Here is a 19,340-nt window from a genome sequence, read left to right on the forward strand (position 1 = left end):
TATCTTTCAACGGAAAACGTAAGCTTGACCACTATAGTGGCGACTGCCGTTTACCTTTGGGAGGAAAACAATGATGACAACTGGACTGCCTGCCATGCGCGGCTTATTAATTGATCTTGACGGAACGTTATATCATGGTACTCATCAAATTGCTGGTGCAGCTGAACTCATCACTTATTTGAGAGAGATTAAGCTTCCATATCGCTTTGTTACAAACAACTCCTCTTCTACACCCGATGAGGTAGCTGAAAGGCTAATGAAAATGGGTATTCCAGCTGCTGCTGAAGAGGTATGCACATCCGCGCAAGCGGCTTCTGAGCATATCGCTTCAATTAAGCCAGGTGCGTCTGTATTTGTCGTTGGTGAGGCTGGACTAAAACAGGCTGTGCAAGAAGCAGGCTTAATTCTTACAGAGGAACAACCGGATTTTGTTTTGCAAGGAATTGACCGTTCGTTTACTTACGAGCGATTAACGAGGGCCGTTCGGTATATTCACAGTGGGGCTGAATTTGTTATGACAAATCCTGATTTGCTGCTGCCATCCAGTGATGGACTCATTCCGGGAGCAGGCTCTATAGGAGCTATGTTGAAGGCAGCAGGCGGCAAAGAGCCTATACTCATAGGCAAACCATCATCCATTCTTATGAGCTATTCATTAAGATCGATTGGCTTAAGCGCTGATGAAACATGGGTAGTAGGCGACAATTTGGCAACAGACATCGCTTTTGGAGCAGCTGCTGGCTGCGGTACGATTCTAGTACTGACCGGGCTTACAACAGCGCAAAATATCGAGTATTATATGGAGCAGGCAGGGTGCAAACCCACTGTCATTTGCAATCATTTAGAAGAGCTTCGTTCTAATATATCTGATCATAGAGATTGTTAAGACTTATAACGAAGAAAATAGGAAGGAAGCGAGTTTTCATGCATGAATTGCCGGAACTGGAAAATTATCGGGCTTTATTGGCGGAGCAATTCGCTGGCGCCCAAATTACCGGTATCGAGATAACAAATGGTAAAGTTTTTCAAGCAAGTGAAGAACAAATTGAGCGTGACGTTGTTGGTAAAGTTGTATGGTTTGTTGAAAGAAGAGGTTTGCATTTAGTATTACACTTGGATAATGGAAAACGTCTATTGCTTCATTTGGGGCAAGGGGCTTATTTGTATAGAGGGAGCGAGACTGACAAACCTGATCGCAACGTTCAGATGAAACTGCATTTCGGTGAAGTCGTATTGTATGGAGTCGGTTTGCGTGCGGATGATTTGCAGCTGTTGACTGTGAAGGAAGTCGAAGGGAAACTTGGACGCCTAGGACCAGATGCATTGGACAAAAGAGTGACATTGGATCGTTTCATTGCACTATTTGCCAAAAAACGTGTTGCGATCAGAACCGCTCTTAGCGACCAAAACGTGATTTCTGGAATTGGTGCTGCGTATGCGGATGAGATTTGTTTTGCAGCAGCAATTCGCCCTGACACTAAAGTTCCGGTATTAGAAAACGAAGCATGGGAACGCCTATACGCAGCGATGCATAATGTACTGAAGGAAGCGATTTCACAAGGTGGAACGGGAGAGCATCCGTACTTTGAGGGAGATAGCTTAACTGGAAAACATCGGAATCACTTTCAAGTCTTCGAGCGTGAGGGTCAACCGTGTTCACGCTGTGGTGCTGAGATCGAGAAAATCGATGTATCTGGCCGCAAAGCGTATGCTTGTCCTGCTTGTCAACAAGATGAGGAATTAAGCGCGCTTTGAGTCTATCGGTTGAACGGGGGATTCATTTATGATTCATGTATATTTAGACGATTATCGCACTTGTCCAAAAGGTTTTGTATTGGCAAGCAACGCAGAAGAGTGCAAGCAGCTGATTGACCTTGAGGAAGTTGATATTTTATCGCTTGATTACGATCTAGGCTGGTCACAGCCGACTGGCTACGAAGTCGTGCGCCACATTGTTGAAACGGGTCGTTATCCAAGCCAAATATACTTACACACCTCAAGTGCCGCTGGTCGCATGCAAATGTACCATATGCTTTCAACGAATGCGCCGGCAGAGACCAAGCTGTTCAATGGTCCGATGCCGGAGGCTCTCATTAATAATATAGCTGGGCAATAATATGCACCCGGGCCCTTTAAGGGTTTTTACACCCAAACCCTCAAGGGCTTACTAGACCCAGACCCTTTAAGGGCTTCTTAAACCCAGACCCTTTAAGGGCTTCTTAAACCCAGACCCTTTAAGGGCTATTACACTCAAACCCTTAAGGTTTTTTTAAACCCAGACCCTTTAAGGGCTACTATACCCAAACCCTTAAAGTTTTTTTAAAGTGAAATCTTTGAGGATTTTTAAAACTCCCGACCCTAAAGGCTTTTCGAACCCACCCAAACCCTCCCTTCCAAGGGAGGGCCCCAAGGGTTGCACCCTCTGGACACCCGCAACTGGACTAACGTGGGAGCTTGACCGGCGCTTATGAGTTAGGGTAGAGCATCGAACGCTTTCGTCCCTCTGGGACACACTTTCACTAATGATGGGGAACCCGAAGGGGGCTCTGAGTACACCTTAACCCTACATTTTTAAGGAAGGGCTTCGACAGTTACGCTCTCTGGACACCTGAAAATGGATTAACGTGCGAGGTTGACCGGCGCTTATAAGTTAGGGTAGAACATCGAACGCTTTCGTCCCTTTGGGACTTGCTTTCACTAATGAGAGGTTACTCCAATTGTATTTCGTACACACCCTAACCCTCCCTTCCAAGGGAGGGCCCCAAGGGTTGCTCCCGATGAACACCTGCAATTGGACTAACGTAGGAGCTTGACCGACGCTCGCGAGTTTGGTTAGAGCATCGAACGCTTTTGTCCCTTTGGGACACGCTTTCACTAATGATGGGGAATCCCAAGGGTAGATGCGAACCCACCCAAACCCTACCATCCCAAGAAGGATCAAAGTTTGCACCCTCTGGATAGCAGCTGGACTAAAGTGGAAGTTTGACCAGAGCTGATTAGTTAGGTTAGAGTTTAGAACGCTTTTGTCCTTTTGGGACATGCTTTCACTGAGAGGCTTTCACCTTTTCTTATTTGATAGTCTCATTAGGTTGAATTATCAATTAGGATCTTGTGTGAGATAACCAGTTTTTATTTATTGATATAGATTTATAAATAATATCAACTACATATTGTTTAGCCAGTTACACATAAGACTAATTTTTAGACCTATTTGGAGTAATTCGATTGATTTGATGATAATAAGTATAGATTTTAGTTCTATTCTTGCTCAATTTTACAATAAGCAGTAATAAAATTTATTTTTGTCTGATTTAAGACTATATTCTAGTTTTATTTAGTCTTATTGAGCTCATTTAGTTGAAATAGGTCTAGTTTTTATATCTATTTCACTAACATTGTCCGTTAATCATTATTTATGGGCTAAAACAATGGTTCATATGGCTATACTCGAATAATAACTAGCAAAAATAATATTTGAGTTAATTACTCGAATAATTTCACGAAATGTGACATATTCGGTTATAATACAAACAAAGACTAAAAATATAAATTGAAGTAAAATGCTGTCGAATTAATTTCTAGGCATTTCTATGTTTTTTTATTATCTCTGATCTATGTAATTGTTTGTATTTACGAAGGCTTGAAGCTTTCACACATCAAGACACAATTAACATTCACACAAAACAAACAAACTTCCAGCGTGTCCCGTAGGGACGAAAGCGCTCCACAGTAAGCCAAGCATATCTGCATAGATTATCGCCAACGTTAGTCGAGTTGCGGGTGTCCAGAGGGTGCAACCCTTGGGGCCCTCCCTTGGAAGGGAGGGTTTGGGTGGGTTCGAAAAGCTTGTAGGGTTAGTGTAGTATTTGTTTAGGGCTCGGCGAAGCAAATTCCCTTTAAAGGGCTCAGGGTAGTAATCCCTCTAGGGATCTAGGGTAATATAACACGAAAGAGGTTTAACATACGTGAGTCAATGGATCGGAACAGCTAATCAAACTTATGCACCATATGCGATGGAGGAGCTTCGGAGGCTGATTGAGGGCGTTGCCTTCACACAGCTGGCAGCAGGCGAAGTATTTTTAATGACGAGCCCGCTAACAAGGGAAGAAACGCTGCAAGCTATTCATCAGCAGGAGCCGATCTTTTTGCGCCATGTGCAGCCGGTGGATCGGACGATTGAAATTACTGGAAATGCGAATGATTTAGAACAATTGTCTAGCATGGTTCGAAATGCTGTATTAACGTTGGAAAATAAACGGGTAGCCGTTCATATTAGACGTACGTCGAAATCGGAGTTTGTATATTCGGCTGCGGATACAAAAGCGGTGATAGATGCGGTACTTGAAGAGATTGACGCGGAACCAGTTGTACAGCAGCCAGACGTTATTATTGCGATCTATGCGGCGATCAATCAGCTTTATGTCGGTTTTGGTTCACCATCGGAGATGCTCTCGGATTGGCCGGGCGGCGCCGTTCGTTTCCAACGTGAAGAAGGACAAGTCTCGCGTGCCAAATTTAAGCTGCTTGAAGCAGAACGTGAATTCAACCTAAATTACGCACAGTTTCAAAATGCTCTTGATGTTGGCGCAGCGCCAGGCGGCTGGACATCCCTTTTACTTGAGCGCGGCCTGCGGGTTACAGCCATCGATCCTGCTGAATTGCATCCATCGCTAATGGCGTATCCTACGTTAACTTACTTAAAGCGCAATGCATCCGAAGTGAAATTTAATCCCGATTCATTCCAGCTTCTAGTCTGTGATATGAGCTGGAGTCCGATGATGATGTGCAAGCTCGTTCTCGATCTTGAGCCTGCACTAACGAAGGGTGCAACTGCCATCATTACAGTTAAGCTGATGCACCGGAAACCGCTTCAAACGATTCGAGATGTGATTTCAAGACTTTCGACAGAATTTAAGCTTCAAAAAGCTAAGCAGCTGTTCCATAATAGAGAAGAAATCACACTTTATTTGATCAAAAAATAACAGGAGTCGCCCCCCTTAATGAAAAGGAGGGCGCTCTTTTTTCAAATCCAGCAAACAATCCTAGCAAAGAAATGAGTATGTCTTCTAACCACTCAAAAACCGATAATAGCTGTAAATCTCTTGAAGGAGACTTGGCCGATGCAGAGCTTGAAAGCGCTTTATATGAATTTGCGTATCAAACACAAAATGTTTGTGTTGATATCAGTCATCATGCTGGTTGTTGCTATGCTTGCTATCATCATTCAGCAATACGCTTTTGATTTTTATGATCAGGAAATTTATAAGCAATCTTCCAAAGCGCTCAGTTTGTCGTCCCTCAGTATCGAGAATGAACTGAAAAAGATGGAGAAGCTTACCTTTATGCTTTCAACGGATTCTACGATCCAGCATTATTTGAGATCCATCAAGAGCGGACTGTCCGATTATGATAACTATGTTGTGCAATTAACGGTGAAGGAGCGAATGGTCAATATCGGCGGGCTTGATAAATACGTGCTTTCCGCCCAGCTGTATGACGTAAATGATAATGAATATGCGGTTGGTGCAAACTCAATAACGATTTACCAGGACCGTCTGGATGCGTTCAAAAATGCAACAGCAGTGAAAAAGGGAGGGAATACGTGGATTGCCCCCTACAGCAACGACAAGTCCTTAATTGCTGCGCGTGAAGTGCGTTCGTTTGAGCAGCTGAGCTTAGACTATCTTGGCACTTTAGCGCTTCGCATCGATATGAACAAACTGTTTAGAGATCTCGCTAAAGGCATGAACAGCAACGACGCGAAGCTGGTCATTATGAAAAACAATGAAGCGGTGTATCCTGAAGCATCCGCTTTTTCCATGGAGTCCTTATCTGCGCTGCCTGGCAATGAGGGCTACAAAGTTATACGTTATGAGGGGAAGCAATATTTTGTTACTTATATAGCGTCAACCTACACCGATTGGACTTATTATACGCTGATCCCATTTGATGACATCTTTGACCGTGTAGTAAAGGTCAAAAATACGATTATTATTATTTTTGCTATATTATTTATCGTCATTCTCCTCATTGCAGTTGGCTTCGCAAATGGTATTACTGAGCCTATTGAACGCTTGAATGCTAAAATGAAAAGGGTGCAGCTCGGCAATTTTGAATATATCGAAGAGCCGAATGAGAGAGCGCTTGCAATGGATGAAGCTGGTCAAATGCATCGAAACTTTCGAATAATGATTGAACGAATCAATGAGCTCATTCATGAAAATTACGTGAAGCAGCTTACGATTCGCGATACGGAATTTAAGGCGCTGCAAGCTCAAATTAATCCGCATTTTTTGTACAACACATTAGAGTCGATCAACTGGTCCGCCAAGCTAAGCAACCAAACACATATTTCTCAGATGGTTGAAGCGCTCGGCTCCTTGCTCAGAACGTCAATCAATTTGAAGGAGCCGCTCATCCCGCTTAGCAAGGAACTGGACATCATTAATCACTATGTCACGATTCAGAAATACCGTTTTGAAGAACGGCTTGATTTCCATATTGACGTCCCGGACAAGCTGCTTAACTGCAGTATTCCGAAGCTATCGCTTCAACCGCTCGTTGAGAATGCAATCAATTACGGCCTTGAACAAATGATTGACACCTGTAAAATACAAATACATGCCTATGTGGAAAATGAGCTGTGGTTTATTTCAGTGGAGGATAATGGGCCGGGAATGGAAGAAGAGTTTGTCACGAAGCTATTAAGCGGACAAGTGCAGACGAAAGGCTCCGGCTTAGGCTTAAAAAATATCGAAGATCGCATAAAGCTTCTGTATGGCGAAGCATATGGATTAATGGTAGAGAGCAAGCCAAACGGCGGTACCAAAGTGAAGCTCATGCTTCCTTATGAAATGAGGGATTCCCATGTATAAGGTTTTGTTGGTTGATGATGAACGAATCATCGTAGAAGGCATATCGCGTACCGTAAACTGGAATGCATATGAGGCAGAACTGGCAGGAACGGCGCGAAATGGACTTGAAGCTTTGGCCTTTATTGAGAGCCACATGCCGGATATCGTCATCTCAGATATCAAAATGCCGGGTATGAATGGACTGCAGCTGGTGGAAAAAGTGTACGAAAACTACCCGCATATCGTTTTTATTCTTCTTTCCGGCTTTAGTGAGTTTGATTATGCTCGCACGGCGATGCAATTTGGAGTAAAACACTATTTGCTTAAGCCTTGCAATGAAAATACGATTACGGATGCACTAACCGAGGTGATAACAGAGCTGAGGAAACAGCAAACGCAAGAGAGCTTCATGCTTCATATCCAAAAAGAGCTTTCAAAGGTGCTTCCTCACGCGAAGGAGCAATTTCTTAAGGAACTTGTTACGAATAAGACATATGGCCAGCGTGATTGGGATGACTATGGCAACCTGTTTCATATTACAGTAGACAATGAGAAGGTTCAGTTGATTTTGTTTCAAATAGAGGGTGTGTTTGAATTTGAGCATCTGTTTGCGGTCAAAAACATCGCTCAGGATGTTCTCGGAAAACCTACGGTACTCCTCAGTACGACGATAGGTAAACATGTTCTGCTGCTCATTAAAGAGATTAACGAAACAGACATTTTATTTGCACAATTGAATGAAATTAAGCAAACGTTTTCATCCTATTACAAATTGGACGCTACGGTGGCCGTCAGCAATCCAGGTCAAATTATCGATGCTCGTAAAATGTATCGCGATACGCTGGAATGCTTAAATTATCAATTTTATTTAGGCGAAGGTAGCATCATAACGCAGAAGGATGTCGAAAGAGGAGATGATAATGCGCTTAAGCCTTTCATCTATGATGAAGAGCCTCTTTGCATGCATGTCAAATCAGGAGACTGGGCGTTTGTTCAGCATGAGCTGCAAAACTATTTCGAAATGCTTGCCGACAGCCGGATGGACATGCATCTCTCGAAATCTTATGTCATACCGCTTTACATATCTGTCGTTAGACAAGGCAAACCTGAAGAAATCAATGAATATTTAACTAAGATTGCCGGATTTGATCAATTTACAACACTAAAAACGACGCAGCAATTCGTCACCGAATGCGCGAAGCAAATCTGCTTGAACAACTTTCATACCCACACCAATAAGCATTCCGCCATTATTCAGAAGATGATTCAAGTAATTGAAGCACATATTTCCAATCCTGATCTATCGCTCAACTGGGTAGCGAGTGAGATCTTATACATGAACGCAGATTATGTAGGCAAACTGTTTAAGAAGGAAATGGGAGAAAAATTCTCAAATTATGTTGTTCGGTTAAGGATGGAGCGAGCGATGGAAGAGATCGAGAAAACTGGTGATGTGAAGGTTTTTGAACTCGCTGAGAAATTTGGTTTTGGCGATAACCCGCAATATTTTAGTCAAGTTTTTAAAAAACATACAGGGTTCACGCCTTCCGAATACAAAAGGTCGCCATAATGGCGACCTCTGTTTTTTTAACAAAGAAAGCGGTTTTTTTAATTCCGACGATTCGACATTCACCCTATAATAAAGCTTGTAAACAACATTAAAGAGTCTGGAAGGGGCGTAACACAATGAAAGCACCAAAGAAAATGCTTTTGATGCTCATGGCTTTTGCACTAGTTCTCGTAAGCGCTTGCGGCGGAAACGCAAACAATGAAAAACCAACAAATGCGACCAACGCACCAAAATCAACAAACGAAGTGAAAGAAGAGCCAGCAGAAGCAAAGCCGGTCACTCTTCGTATCGCATGGTGGGGCGGCCAGCCGCGTCATGATTACACAATGAAAGTGATTGAGATGTACAAAGCGAAAAACCCGCATGTAACGATAGAAATGGAATATGCAAACTATGATGACTACTGGAAAAAGCTTGCTCCTCAAGCAGCTGCAAACGAGCTTCCTGATATCATCCAAATCGATACGCAAAACTATTCGCAATACGCTGGCAGAAAACAATTGGCTGATTTGACTCCATTTATCGGCAATCAAATTGACGTAAGTGACATTAGCCAAAACGCAATTGATGGCGGTAAATTAGGCGATGGACTATTCGGTATGAACCTTGGTGTAAATGCTCTTGGATTTAACTACGATCCAGCACTACTTAAAAAAGCAGGCATTGATTCCATTCCTGAAAACTACACTTGGGATGATTACGTAGCAATGGCTGCAAAAGCAAAAGCAGCAGGAATTTTCTTCGACAACGGTATGCGTCCAGAAGTGTTCTTCGGCTACTACCTACGTACACTTGATAAAACGTTGTTTAACGCAGAAGGCAACGGCCTAGGCTACGAGGATGATCAACTATTCACCGATTTCTTCGGAATGCTAGCTAAACTTGTTATCGATGGCGCAGTACCGTCACCAGACGTTCTAGCTCAAATCAAAGGCGCAGAAGACAGCCACCTTGTATTGAACCAAGGCATTGGCGTATGGCAATGGTCGAATCAATATGTTGGATTGCAGCAAGTGGCTAATCGTCCGCTAGCGATTGCTCCAATGGCTGGTCCAAATATGACTAAAGGGTTATTCCTTAAGCCAAGTATGTTCTTCTCCGTATCGGAAAATTCGAAAGTGAAAGAAGAAGCAGCTAAATTTATCAACTTCTTCGTAAATGATATCGAAGCTAACAAATTGATTTTAGGCGATCGCGGCGTACCAGTTTCCTCTAAAGTGAAAGAAGCGTTAAAAGCAGTTTCTACTGAAGCACAAATCCAAGTATACGATTATGTTGCTTGGGCAGAAGCGAACAGCTCACCAATGGATCCAGCTGATCCAATCGGTTCTGCAGAAGTATTCAAATCGCTCACAAGCCTTGCAGAGCAAATGAACTACAACAAAATTAAACCAGAAGACGCAGCTAAGAAGTTTAGAGACGAAGCAACCGCTATTCTTAAGAAAAACAAGTAATATTGTTTGAGTAGAAGCGATGGTTGGTCGTTAGATCGACCATCGTTTTTTCATAAATAAAGATGCTTTGGCACGTTAGACTTCGTATAGGAGTTGGATAAGATGAAATCGCTATCACTTAAAAACAACTTGGTTGGCTACACCTTTATTGGTCCATTCGTTATCGGATTTTTATTGTTCACCTTAGTACCCGCTGTCGCATCGTTATATTTCTCGGTTACCGATTATGATCTCTTATCGACACCATCCTTTATCGGATTAGAGAATTACCAGACGATGTTTTTTGATGACTCGAAGTTTTGGGCATCTCTGAAGGTTACTTTTTTATACGTTTTTATCGGTGTACCGCTTAGATTGGCCTTTGCTTTATTTATTGCAATGATATTGAATACAGCCTCGAAAGCAATCGGGTTATATCGGACCGTTTATTATCTTCCTTCGATTATTGGCGGTAGCGTTGCCGTGTCGATTATGTGGCGCAACCTTTACGGCGACGAAGGGGTTATAAACATTTTTCTGAATGCACTCGGTTTAGATAGCGTGAGATGGTTTGCTGAACCTGCAGCTGCGCTGTGGATGCTCATTACATTGTCCGTTTGGCAATTTGGATCGTCGATGCTTATTTTTCTAGCAGGTCTCAAAAATATACCGCCAGAATTGTACGAGGCTTCCAATGTGGATGGAGCGGGGCCAGTCGTTCGCTTCTTCAAAATTACTTTGCCAATGCTTAGCCCGATCATTTTGTTTAATACGATCATGCAAACGATCGGAGCATTTATGACTTTCGTTCCAGCTTACATTATTTCAAAAGGCGAGGGCGGTCCGTTAGACGGTACACTTCTATATTCCCTTTATTTGTTCCGTCAAGCATTCGTTTATTTCGATATGGGATTTGCTTCAGCGATGGCGTGGGTGATGCTCATTATTATCGCTATCCTAACAGGGATTTTGTTCTATACCTCTAAAAAATGGGTTCATTACGAGTCGAAAGGTGGCCATTAAACATGACATTCAAAAAGCTGAAGTGGCCGATCTACCACATATTTGTCGCAGCGCTCGCGCTAGTAATGGTTTACCCGGTGTTATGGCTGTTAATGAGTTCATTCAAACAAAGCAATCTCATCTTCGCAACGGCTGATTCACTTATACCACAGCCTTGGATTTGGGAAAATTATAAAATAGGCTGGGTCGGCATAGCAGGTCAGTCATTCGGCAATTTTATTATGAATTCTCTAGAAATCGTTGTTATTTCTACCATCGGAGCTGTATTATCATCTGCATTTATCGCTTTTGGATTTGCGAGACTTAATTTTGTGGGGAAAACGTTTTGGTTTGGAATCATGATGGTTACGCTCATGCTTCCTCATGATGTTGTACTCGTTCCGCAATATATTTTGTTTGCGAAGCTTCATTGGTTAAACTCAATTAAACCTATTGTTATCCCGCAATATTTCGGCATTCCGTTTTTTATCTTTTTACTCATTCAGTTCATAAGGACCATTCCGAATGAGCTTGACGAAGCGGCAACGATCGATGGCTGCGGGAAGTTCCGCTTGTTTTTCCGAATTATTTTGCCGCTTGTCGTTCCAGCTCTGGCTACCGCTTCAATTTTCTCGTTTTACTGGCGCTGGGAAGACTTGCTCGGACCGGTTTTATACTTGAATCGTCCAAGTTTGTATCCTGTGTCGATGGGTCTGAAAATGTTTCTGGACAGCGATACCGTCTCCAACTGGGGCGCAATGTTCGCGATGTCAATCGTCAGCCTCATACCGGTGCTTGCCATTTTCTTCGCATTCCAGAAGTATATTGTTGAAGGTATCAGCACCAGCGGTTTGAAATAGACATTCAAAATGAAATAGGGGAGAGGAAGATGGAAATGCCACAGCTTCAATTTGACGAAAATCATATTATGGAAGTTATAGATCGTGTTGTAGATCGCACATTCAGAATGGATTTTAGCTGGGATTGGCCAGGCGGTGTTGCTTTCTATGGGGTGGCTGAAGCGTACGAGGCAACAGGGAATGAACGCTATATTCAGCTTTTGCAGGAATGGATTGATGAGAAGCTGGAAGACGGCTTGCCGAAGCTATCAGTCAACGGAGTATCCATTGGTCATGCTCTAATCTCGCTGTACAAAGCAACTGACGAGCAAAAATATTTGGATGTCGCCATTCAAATGGCCGAATACTTAAAAAATGATGCGGTACGATTCGCAGATGGCATTTTCCAGCACACGGTCAATTCAGAAACATATAATTTTCCTGAGCAAGCGTGGGTGGATACGATGATGATGGCGGGTTATTTCCTCGTACGTATGGGACATTTGCTCGAACGAAACGACTATTTGGAAGATGGCCTGAAGCAATATCACGGTCATGAGCATTTTTTACAAGATCCCGTTACGAACCTCTACTATCATGGCTGGGACAATATCGCACAAAATCATATGTCCTCGATCTTCTGGGCACGCGGAAACTCTTGGGCTGCTCTAACAATGGCAAAGGCATTGCCGCATATCGCCGTTCAGCATCCTTCATTTATGATTATTGAAGGCTCAATGCGTGATCAGCTTAGTACATTAGTACGTATGCAGTCCGAAAATGGGCTATGGCACACGGTTCTAAACGATGATTGCTCCTATCATGAAACGTCGGGTTCAGCAGGAATTGCGACGGGATTATTCGCATTTGGTTCCTTATACAACAAATACATTCAGCGTTCGATAGAAGGCATTTTGAGCCAAATTACGGAGGACGGCGCAGTGCTTAATGTATCAGCCGGCACAGCAGTTATGAATGATTTGCAGGGCTATCGTGAAGTGGCTCACAAACGGGTGCAAGGCTGGGGGCAAGGACTTGTGCTTGCGTTTTTGGCGGAGCTGTTGAATTCCAAGAAACGTGTATTTTAATGAAATGCTGCTTGTTTCAAGTTTAATAACTATGTTAAAGTAGCACTAATAGATAGGAAATCAGGAAGGCATCTTGATGCGGTTTGTAACTTACAAACGGCGTCGGGATGCCTTTTTTTGTTCGTATTTTATGCTGGAGGGATCGATATGGAAGGTTCGGATGAGTTGTTTTCACCTTATGCAATAGGATCTGTGGTGGGTGATCGATACCGAATTGTTGGCATTCTTGGGCGAGGCGGCATGGGAGTTGTCTACGCCGCTGATGATATGAAGCTCGCAAATAAACGAAGAGCAATGAAAGTCATCGCACCGCTGCCAGGGGGCCTGAAATATGCGGAAGAAGCACAAATGATGATGAGGCTGGAGCATCCGCAGCTTCCATTAATGATCGACTACTTCCCTCCGCATGAGCTGCAATTCGAAGCACTGGTAATGGAATTAATTGAAGGTTGCACGATTGCAGATTTAATTCGTTCAAACGGAGCACAGCTAACCTTTACAAGCATAATCGATATCGGATTACAGCTATGCTCTGCGATTCGTTACTTGCATGAACATACGCCTCCAATTATTCATCGTGATTTGAAGCCCTCAAACGTGATGATTGACAAAAAAGGAAATGTAAAACTAATTGATTTTGGTATTTCACGCCAATATATTATCGGCAAGGATAAAGATACTACTCAGCTTGGAACGTATGGCTTCGCAGCGCCGGAGCAAGCAGGAGCAGGGCAAAGCGATGAGCGAACGGACATTTATGGACTCGGTGCGCTGCTGTATTTTATGGCTAGTGAGGGAAGTATTTATCATCAAAAAACGGGCTTGACAGCGGAGTCGGCTTTATTTGCTTCTTTGCAGCCAGACGTTCCGAAAGCCTTTAAGCTTGTGCTAAAACGTTTGCTTCAACCCGATCCCCAATATCGATATGCAACTATCGCTGAAGCGGAGAAAGCGCTGGAGGTTTTTGTAGAGCCTGATAGTGACAATAAGGTGTTCTGGAATCAACAAAGAAGCAAACCCCATACACGTTTAAATCAGAAGCTGATCGTCTTATTATCTTTATCCTCAGGCGCAGGGTCTACTTTTTTGACGTATGCACTTGCAGTCCTGCTCGGGAGGCAAGGCGCTTCTATAGCAGCAGTCGAATACGACGATACAAGACCTGAATGGCATGCATGGTTATCTGGACATAAAAGCATCAGTAATTATGAACAGTCCGGTCAGCTTATACAGGATAAACGTTATACCCACTATAAACATAATGATTTAGCAGTAAATTGGTTTTCATTTCATTCTGAACTTAGCTCAGATGATGCTAAATATGATGCTCTGTCTTTTGCACAAATGCTTCGGACTTCACCAACTATGTACCAGCTATTCGATTTCTCTGGCAGATGGAAGGAGTCTAATGCTTTATCCATGCTGAAGCAGTCGCATTTCGTATTTGTGATTGGTGATCCTGCTGTGGTTAAGTGGCAAGCGAGCGAATTAAAGTTGCTAATGGACTTGAAGCAAAAAATGAAAGCCACAGGCGGAAAATTATTTTATATCGCCAACAAGGATCTGAACTACCATGGTCGGAATGAGTGGCTTTCCTTATTTCCTGACAAGCCGTTAGCCATCGTGCCGCGACTTCCTGAAGAGACGCTGCTTTCTTTGCAATGGAAAGGGCTCTGGGCAACGGATGAATCGCGCTTAAATAAACGATTAAATCATGCGCTTTCGCCCATTTTACAGCTCCTTTATAAGGAAATGAACACAAAATGACCATTTTTGTGGTACAATGATACGGGCAAAACGACACATTTCACAAGCTATAACTATGGTTCATATATGAATGGAGATAAAGACAAATGAGTTTGTTAACAGTTGAGCAATTATCACATACGTTCGGAGATCGTGTGCTTTTTAAAAATGTAGCCTTCCGATTGTTGGATGGAGAGCATGTTGGCCTAGTCGGTGCGAATGGTACAGGCAAGTCAACACTGATGAATATTTTAACAGGCAAACTGTTGAAGGATGAAGGAAAGGTCGAATGGACACCGCGTGTTCGTTACGGCTACTTGGATCAACATACGAAGCTTGAAGCAGGTAAAACGATCCGTGATGTACTGAAGGATGCTTTTTTACCTTTGCTGCTATTGGAAGAAGAGCTAAATAACATTGCAGCTCAAATGGGCGATGCAGATTCAGATAAATTAGATGAGCTGCTTACACGTATGGGTGAGATTCAGGAAGAGCTGGAGATCGGCGATTTCTATTTAATTGATGTAAAAGTTGATGAGATGGCGAATGGACTAGGTCTGAATGCGATTGGACTTGATCGTGATGTTACTGCACTTAGCGGCGGTCAGCGAACAAAGGTACTGCTAGCGAAGCTGCTTCTTGAAAAACCAGGTGTTCTACTGCTCGATGAGCCTACGAACTATTTGGATGAAGAGCACATCAATTGGCTGACTAACTATTTGAAAAACTACCCGCATGCGTTTGTTCTTATTTCACATGAAACGAGCTTTATGAATCAAGTGGTCAACGTGATTTACCATCTTGAATTTACGAAGCTGACGCGCTATTCGGCCAATTATGATAAATTTCTTGAAATGGCTGACCTGAACAAGGCGCAGCACATCGATGCATACGAGAAACAAAAGGATTTTATTAAGAAGCAAGAGGATTTTATCCAGAAAAACAAAGCACGCGCTTCGACATCAGGACGTGCTAAAAGCCGCGAGAAGCAGCTTGATCGTATTGATCGAATTGATAAACCGGAAGAAGCGGCAAAACCAACGTTTATCTTTAAAGAGTCGAGAACGAGCGGCAAGACTGTATTTGAAGCAGAAGGCATGGTCATCGGCTACAATAAACCATTGCTGCCAAAAATGGACATGGTCATTGAACGTGGTGATAAGATTGCTATCGTAGGATGTAACGGCGTTGGTAAATCTACATTACTCAAAACCATTTTAGGCGTAATTCCAGCGCTTGACGGCAAAACCTATTTGGGCGATTATTTAAATCCTGCTTACTTTGAGCAAGAAGCAAAAGCTCCGACCATGACGCCGCTTGAGGATGTATGGGATGAGTTCTCCTTCATGACCCAATCAGAGGTTCGTGGTGCCCTTGCACGCTGTGGCTTGAAAAATGAACATATTACACGTTCGCTTAATCAGCTCAGCGGTGGCGAGCAAGCGAAGGTTCGTCTTTGCAAGCTTATGATGCGCGAGAGCAACTGGATTCTGTTCGATGAGCCGACGAACCATTTGGACGTTGTGGCTAAAGCGGAATTGAAGCGTGCTCTTAAGGCTTATAAAGGAACTGTTGTGCTTGTATCTCATGAACCGGAATTTTACGAGGATATGGCTACCAAAACATGGGATGTGGAAGCCTGGTCGATGCAAAACTAGGAGTGGTTTTTGCTTAATATCCTTTATCTTCGTGAAGATAAACACCCTCCGTGGCAATTGCCGGTCTACTCTTCTTGTAGATCGGCTTGCTTGCATTTGTGATAGGTCTTCATTATGATAAATTTAACCGTATTTATAGAAGAAGATATGGTTGATTAACGGCATTAATATTATTTACAACTGGAAGCAGGTGAACCTCTAGAATGAAAGAACGTATTCTAGTCGTCGAAGATGAAGCGGGTATTTCCCGAATTTTACAACTTGAGCTTGAGCATGAGGGTTATACCGTAGGAACTGCCGCTGATGGCAGAACCGGATATGAAATGGCTTCGACAGGTGAATGGGAGCTTGTATTGCTCGATGTCATGCTGCCTGAGATGAGCGGAATTGAAGTGCTGCGATTACTGCGACAAGCAGGAAATCCTGTACCTATTATATTGTTGACTGCACGCGACACCGTACCGGATAAAGTAAGCGGATTCGAGCATGGAGCAAATGATTATATTACTAAGCCGTTCGCAATGGAGGAGCTGCTGGCGCGAGTTCGCAATATTTTGCGCATATTCCAGCAGTATCCGAAAGAAGCGGAAGGATCCGACATGATCAAGGTTGGCGACTTAACGATTGAGCTGCGCACGCGTAAGGTTTATCGCAAAGATATTTTGATCGAGTTAACGCCGCGTGAGTTTGAGCTGCTTGTATACCTTGTGGAAAACAAAAATGATGAGAAATCGCGTGAAGATATTTTATCCGAAGTTTGGGGATATGATTTTATCGGTGAAACAAATTTAGTAGATGTTTATATCCGTTATTTGCGTCAGAAGTTGGACAAGGGTTATCGTCATAAGCTTATTCATACGGTTCGAGGAGTAGGTTATATGATAAAGGAGCCCGATGCATGACACTCCGCAAACGGTTTACGCTTTTCACCATTTTTTGGCTTATTTTTATTTTGATTCTATTTAATATTTTTGTGTATTTCTATGTGATCAAAATAACGACTGAAAGTGAAGAAGAGGTCATTGCGAATAAAGTGAATCTCATGCTTGAGAATCCCCGAATTCAGAGCGGCCGAGGATTAAACTATCCGGAGCTGCTCAATGAGTATTACAACGTAAACGAAATGATTCGCATCATTGCGCCTAATAACAGGGTTGTAAATATAACAGGAACGGATGAGCTGCTGCAGCAGCTGCCAGCGACCTTTGAGGTGCATCACCATACCGGGATGATCACGAAGGGCGGAGAACGAATTTTGTTCATGCGAGTTCCGCTATATGACGGCAATCGTGTCATTGCAATGCTTGAGATTAATCGAATACTAGATGAGTTGGACAATTATTTGCAGGTGCTGGTCGCAGCGTTAAGCGTCACGAGCGGCGGTGCCATTCTATTTGCCATATTCGGAACGTATTGGTTTACTTCAAGACTAACGGCGCCCATACAGCAAATGGTTAATACGATGCGAGAAATTGACCGAAGCGGGAAGCTTAGACAAATTGAGCTTAGCAACCGCGAGGAATCTGCTGAGCTCCTGCAGCTCGTTCGTGCATTTAATCAAATGATTGAACGACTTGACCGCACATTTGCTAAGCAGAAGCAATTCGTAGCAGATGCTTCTCATGAGCTCAAAACCCCTCTAACTGTTATCAGCAGCTATGCTGGTATGTTGAAGCGTTGGGGACGTGATGACGAGAGCTTGCGAAATGAAGCGATTGAAGCAATCGATAAAGAAGCAAATCGTCTACAAAACTTAACAAAATCCATGCTTATGCTCGCTGAGGCAGAGCAGGAGGATTGGCTGAAGCAGGAGCTGTTTGACGTTGTTCAAGTGGTTGATGAGCTAGCAACGATGCTGCAAACGACGTTCGGCAGACCGATTCGAGTGAAAGCGATGTCCAAGGCTGTTCGTATGGTTGGAGATAAAGACAAAATCAGGCAGCTTCTCGTCATTTTGCTCGATAACGCGATTAAATACTCGAAGGACCCGATCGATATTACGATTACACTCGTTAGACATATCGTGAAAATCGAGGTTAAGGATAAAGGAATGGGCATTCCAGAAAACGAAATTCCGCATCTATTCGAGCGCTTCTACCGTGTGGATGGAGCCAGAAGCCGCACAACAGGCGGAGTAGGTCTTGGCTTGTCCATCGCCAAACGAATCATTGATTTGCATGAAGGAAAGGTAGATGTGTTTAGTCTGCCGGATTTAGGCACGACGATTACTTTGCAGTTTAAACAGCGCAAACAATAACGATACGATTGGAGGATTAACGAATGAAGTTTCGTACGGCAGCCGTTCAGTATAAGCTTGCTGATATTAACTCGTTTGAGCAATTCGCAGAGCAAGTAACACATTATGTACGCAATGCCTCGGAATACGGGGCACAATTTATTTTGTTTCCTGAGTTTCTGACAACCCAATTGATGTCCATTGGAGATGAGCAGGGCGTTGCGCTTTCTATTGATCGACTTCCTGAATTCACGGAGGATTATCTTGCTCTCTTTCGCTCACTAGCTGCTGAATATGAGGTTTACATTGTTGGAGGCACCCACGTGATCAAACAAGCGGATGGAAGTTTGCGCAATGCTGCGCATCTCTTTCATCCCGATGGGAAAATTGACGTTCAGCATAAAATCCACATTACGCCACCAGAAGTAGAAGGCTGGAATATGTCAGCAGGTGAAGGTCTTGAGGTATTCGAGACCGCTTATGGTACCATCGCGATGCTTACTTGCTACGATATTGAATTTCCTGAAATCGTTCGAATGGCTCGCGCTAAAGGTGCAGATGTCATTTTCTGTCCATCGTGCACAGATGATCGTCATGGATTCTATCGCGTAAGATATTGCTGCCATGCTAGAGCAGTTGAGAATCAGGTATACATTGTAACGACGGGTACAGTAGGCTCTCTTCGTAAAGTTGATCTGATGCGTGCGAATTTTGGTCAAGCTGCTATTATTGCTCCAAACGATATTCCGTTCCCGCCAGCCGGTATATTAAGCGAAGGCATCATCAATGATGATATGCTCGTCGTGGCTGATCTTGACTTATCTTTGCTTGAGGAAGTCAGGCTGAAGGGTTCTGTTACGACGTGGCGTGACCGTCGCACCGATTTGTATACTGATTGGACTTGATTTTTATCT

The 19,340-nt window shown here is 43.3% G+C and carries 15 protein-coding genes; all 15 read left to right on the forward strand.

From position 1 onward, the window contains the following. Positions 1-70 precede the first annotated feature (70 nt). On the forward strand, positions 71-886 hold the full coding sequence (locus BK120_RS02215; protein WP_083681513.1) for a TIGR01457 family HAD-type hydrolase: 816 nt from the start codon (positions 71-73) through the stop codon (positions 884-886). A gap of 38 nt (positions 887-924) precedes the next feature. Beyond that, entirely contained in the window at positions 925-1,755 is an 831-nt protein-coding gene (locus BK120_RS02220) for an Fpg/Nei family DNA glycosylase (RefSeq protein WP_076265822.1), read from the forward strand. A gap of 28 nt (positions 1,756-1,783) precedes the next feature. After that, a complete protein-coding gene (locus BK120_RS02225) occupies positions 1,784-2,116 on the forward strand; it encodes a cyclic-phosphate processing receiver domain-containing protein (RefSeq protein WP_076265823.1) in 333 nt (110 codons plus the stop codon). Positions 2,117-3,965: 1,849 nt separating this feature from the next. Beyond that, the gene (locus BK120_RS02235) at positions 3,966-4,982 is read left to right on the forward strand and encodes an SAM-dependent methyltransferase (protein ID WP_076265825.1); all 1,017 of its coding nucleotides are present in this window, start codon (positions 3,966-3,968) and stop codon (positions 4,980-4,982) included. A 138-nt stretch (positions 4,983-5,120) separates the two neighbouring features. After that, the gene (locus BK120_RS02240) at positions 5,121-6,875 is read left to right on the forward strand and encodes a sensor histidine kinase (RefSeq protein WP_076265826.1); all 1,755 of its coding nucleotides are present in this window, start codon (positions 5,121-5,123) and stop codon (positions 6,873-6,875) included. Next, a complete protein-coding gene (locus BK120_RS02245; RefSeq protein ID WP_076265827.1) occupies positions 6,868-8,424 on the forward strand; it encodes a response regulator transcription factor in 1,557 nt (518 codons plus the stop codon). Before BK120_RS02240 ends, BK120_RS02245 begins: the two co-directional genes overlap by 8 nt. 116 nt (positions 8,425-8,540) lie before the next feature. Next, complete coding sequence (locus tag BK120_RS02250) at positions 8,541-9,878, forward strand: ABC transporter substrate-binding protein (RefSeq protein WP_076265828.1); 1,338 nt, start codon at positions 8,541-8,543, stop codon at positions 9,876-9,878. Between the two features lie 102 nt (positions 9,879-9,980). Further along, entirely contained in the window at positions 9,981-10,880 is a 900-nt protein-coding gene (locus BK120_RS02255; RefSeq protein WP_076265829.1) for a carbohydrate ABC transporter permease, read from the forward strand. A gap of 2 nt (positions 10,881-10,882) precedes the next feature. Continuing rightward, complete coding sequence (locus tag BK120_RS02260; RefSeq protein WP_076265830.1) at positions 10,883-11,719, forward strand: carbohydrate ABC transporter permease; 837 nt, start codon at positions 10,883-10,885, stop codon at positions 11,717-11,719. A 35-nt stretch (positions 11,720-11,754) separates the two neighbouring features. Next, on the forward strand, positions 11,755-12,786 hold the full coding sequence (locus BK120_RS02265) for a glycoside hydrolase family 88/105 protein (protein WP_076266116.1): 1,032 nt from the start codon (positions 11,755-11,757) through the stop codon (positions 12,784-12,786). Positions 12,787-12,933: 147 nt separating this feature from the next. After that, positions 12,934-14,553 (forward strand): serine/threonine protein kinase, encoded by a 1,620-nt coding sequence (locus BK120_RS02270; protein WP_076265831.1) that lies wholly within the window; start codon positions 12,934-12,936, stop codon positions 14,551-14,553. An 86-nt stretch (positions 14,554-14,639) separates the two neighbouring features. Then, the gene (locus BK120_RS02275; protein ID WP_076265832.1) at positions 14,640-16,190 is read left to right on the forward strand and encodes an ABC-F family ATP-binding cassette domain-containing protein; all 1,551 of its coding nucleotides are present in this window, start codon (positions 14,640-14,642) and stop codon (positions 16,188-16,190) included. Between the two features lie 203 nt (positions 16,191-16,393). Further along, positions 16,394-17,092, forward strand: a complete 699-nt coding sequence (locus tag BK120_RS02280; RefSeq protein WP_076265833.1) for a response regulator transcription factor — start codon at positions 16,394-16,396, stop codon at positions 17,090-17,092. Continuing rightward, positions 17,089-18,447: a HAMP domain-containing sensor histidine kinase gene (locus tag BK120_RS02285; protein ID WP_076265834.1), complete on the forward strand. Its 1,359-nt coding sequence runs from the start codon at positions 17,089-17,091 to the stop codon at positions 18,445-18,447. The genes BK120_RS02280 and BK120_RS02285 overlap by 4 nt, the downstream gene beginning before the upstream one ends. Positions 18,448-18,470: 23 nt before the next feature. After that, complete coding sequence (locus BK120_RS02290) at positions 18,471-19,331, forward strand: carbon-nitrogen hydrolase family protein (RefSeq protein WP_076265835.1); 861 nt, start codon at positions 18,471-18,473, stop codon at positions 19,329-19,331. Positions 19,332-19,340 lie beyond the last annotated feature (9 nt).

It is taken from the genome of Paenibacillus sp. FSL A5-0031 (genome assembly GCF_001956295.1).
GTDB lineage: Bacteria > Bacillota > Bacilli > Paenibacillales > Paenibacillaceae > Pristimantibacillus.

Coding starts and splice junctions, on each gene's coding strand:
- BK120_RS02260 (WP_076265830.1), top strand. CDS start 10,883: ATGACATTCAAAAAGCTGAAGTGGCCGATCTACCACATATTTGTCGCA.
- BK120_RS02255 (WP_076265829.1), top strand. CDS start 9,981: ATGAAATCGCTATCACTTAAAAACAACTTGGTTGGCTACACCTTTATT.
- BK120_RS02240 (WP_076265826.1), top strand. CDS start 5,121: ATGCAGAGCTTGAAAGCGCTTTATATGAATTTGCGTATCAAACACAAA.
- BK120_RS02215 (WP_083681513.1), top strand. CDS start 71: ATGATGACAACTGGACTGCCTGCCATGCGCGGCTTATTAATTGATCTT.
- BK120_RS02245 (WP_076265827.1), top strand. CDS start 6,868: ATGTATAAGGTTTTGTTGGTTGATGATGAACGAATCATCGTAGAAGGC.
- BK120_RS02290 (WP_076265835.1), top strand. CDS start 18,471: ATGAAGTTTCGTACGGCAGCCGTTCAGTATAAGCTTGCTGATATTAAC.
- BK120_RS02280 (WP_076265833.1), top strand. CDS start 16,394: ATGAAAGAACGTATTCTAGTCGTCGAAGATGAAGCGGGTATTTCCCGA.
- BK120_RS02275 (WP_076265832.1), top strand. CDS start 14,640: ATGAGTTTGTTAACAGTTGAGCAATTATCACATACGTTCGGAGATCGT.
- BK120_RS02270 (WP_076265831.1), top strand. CDS start 12,934: ATGGAAGGTTCGGATGAGTTGTTTTCACCTTATGCAATAGGATCTGTG.
- BK120_RS02220 (WP_076265822.1), top strand. CDS start 925: ATGCATGAATTGCCGGAACTGGAAAATTATCGGGCTTTATTGGCGGAG.
- BK120_RS02250 (WP_076265828.1), top strand. CDS start 8,541: ATGAAAGCACCAAAGAAAATGCTTTTGATGCTCATGGCTTTTGCACTA.
- BK120_RS02225 (WP_076265823.1), top strand. CDS start 1,784: ATGATTCATGTATATTTAGACGATTATCGCACTTGTCCAAAAGGTTTT.
- BK120_RS02265 (WP_076266116.1), top strand. CDS start 11,755: ATGCCACAGCTTCAATTTGACGAAAATCATATTATGGAAGTTATAGAT.
- BK120_RS02285 (WP_076265834.1), top strand. CDS start 17,089: ATGACACTCCGCAAACGGTTTACGCTTTTCACCATTTTTTGGCTTATT.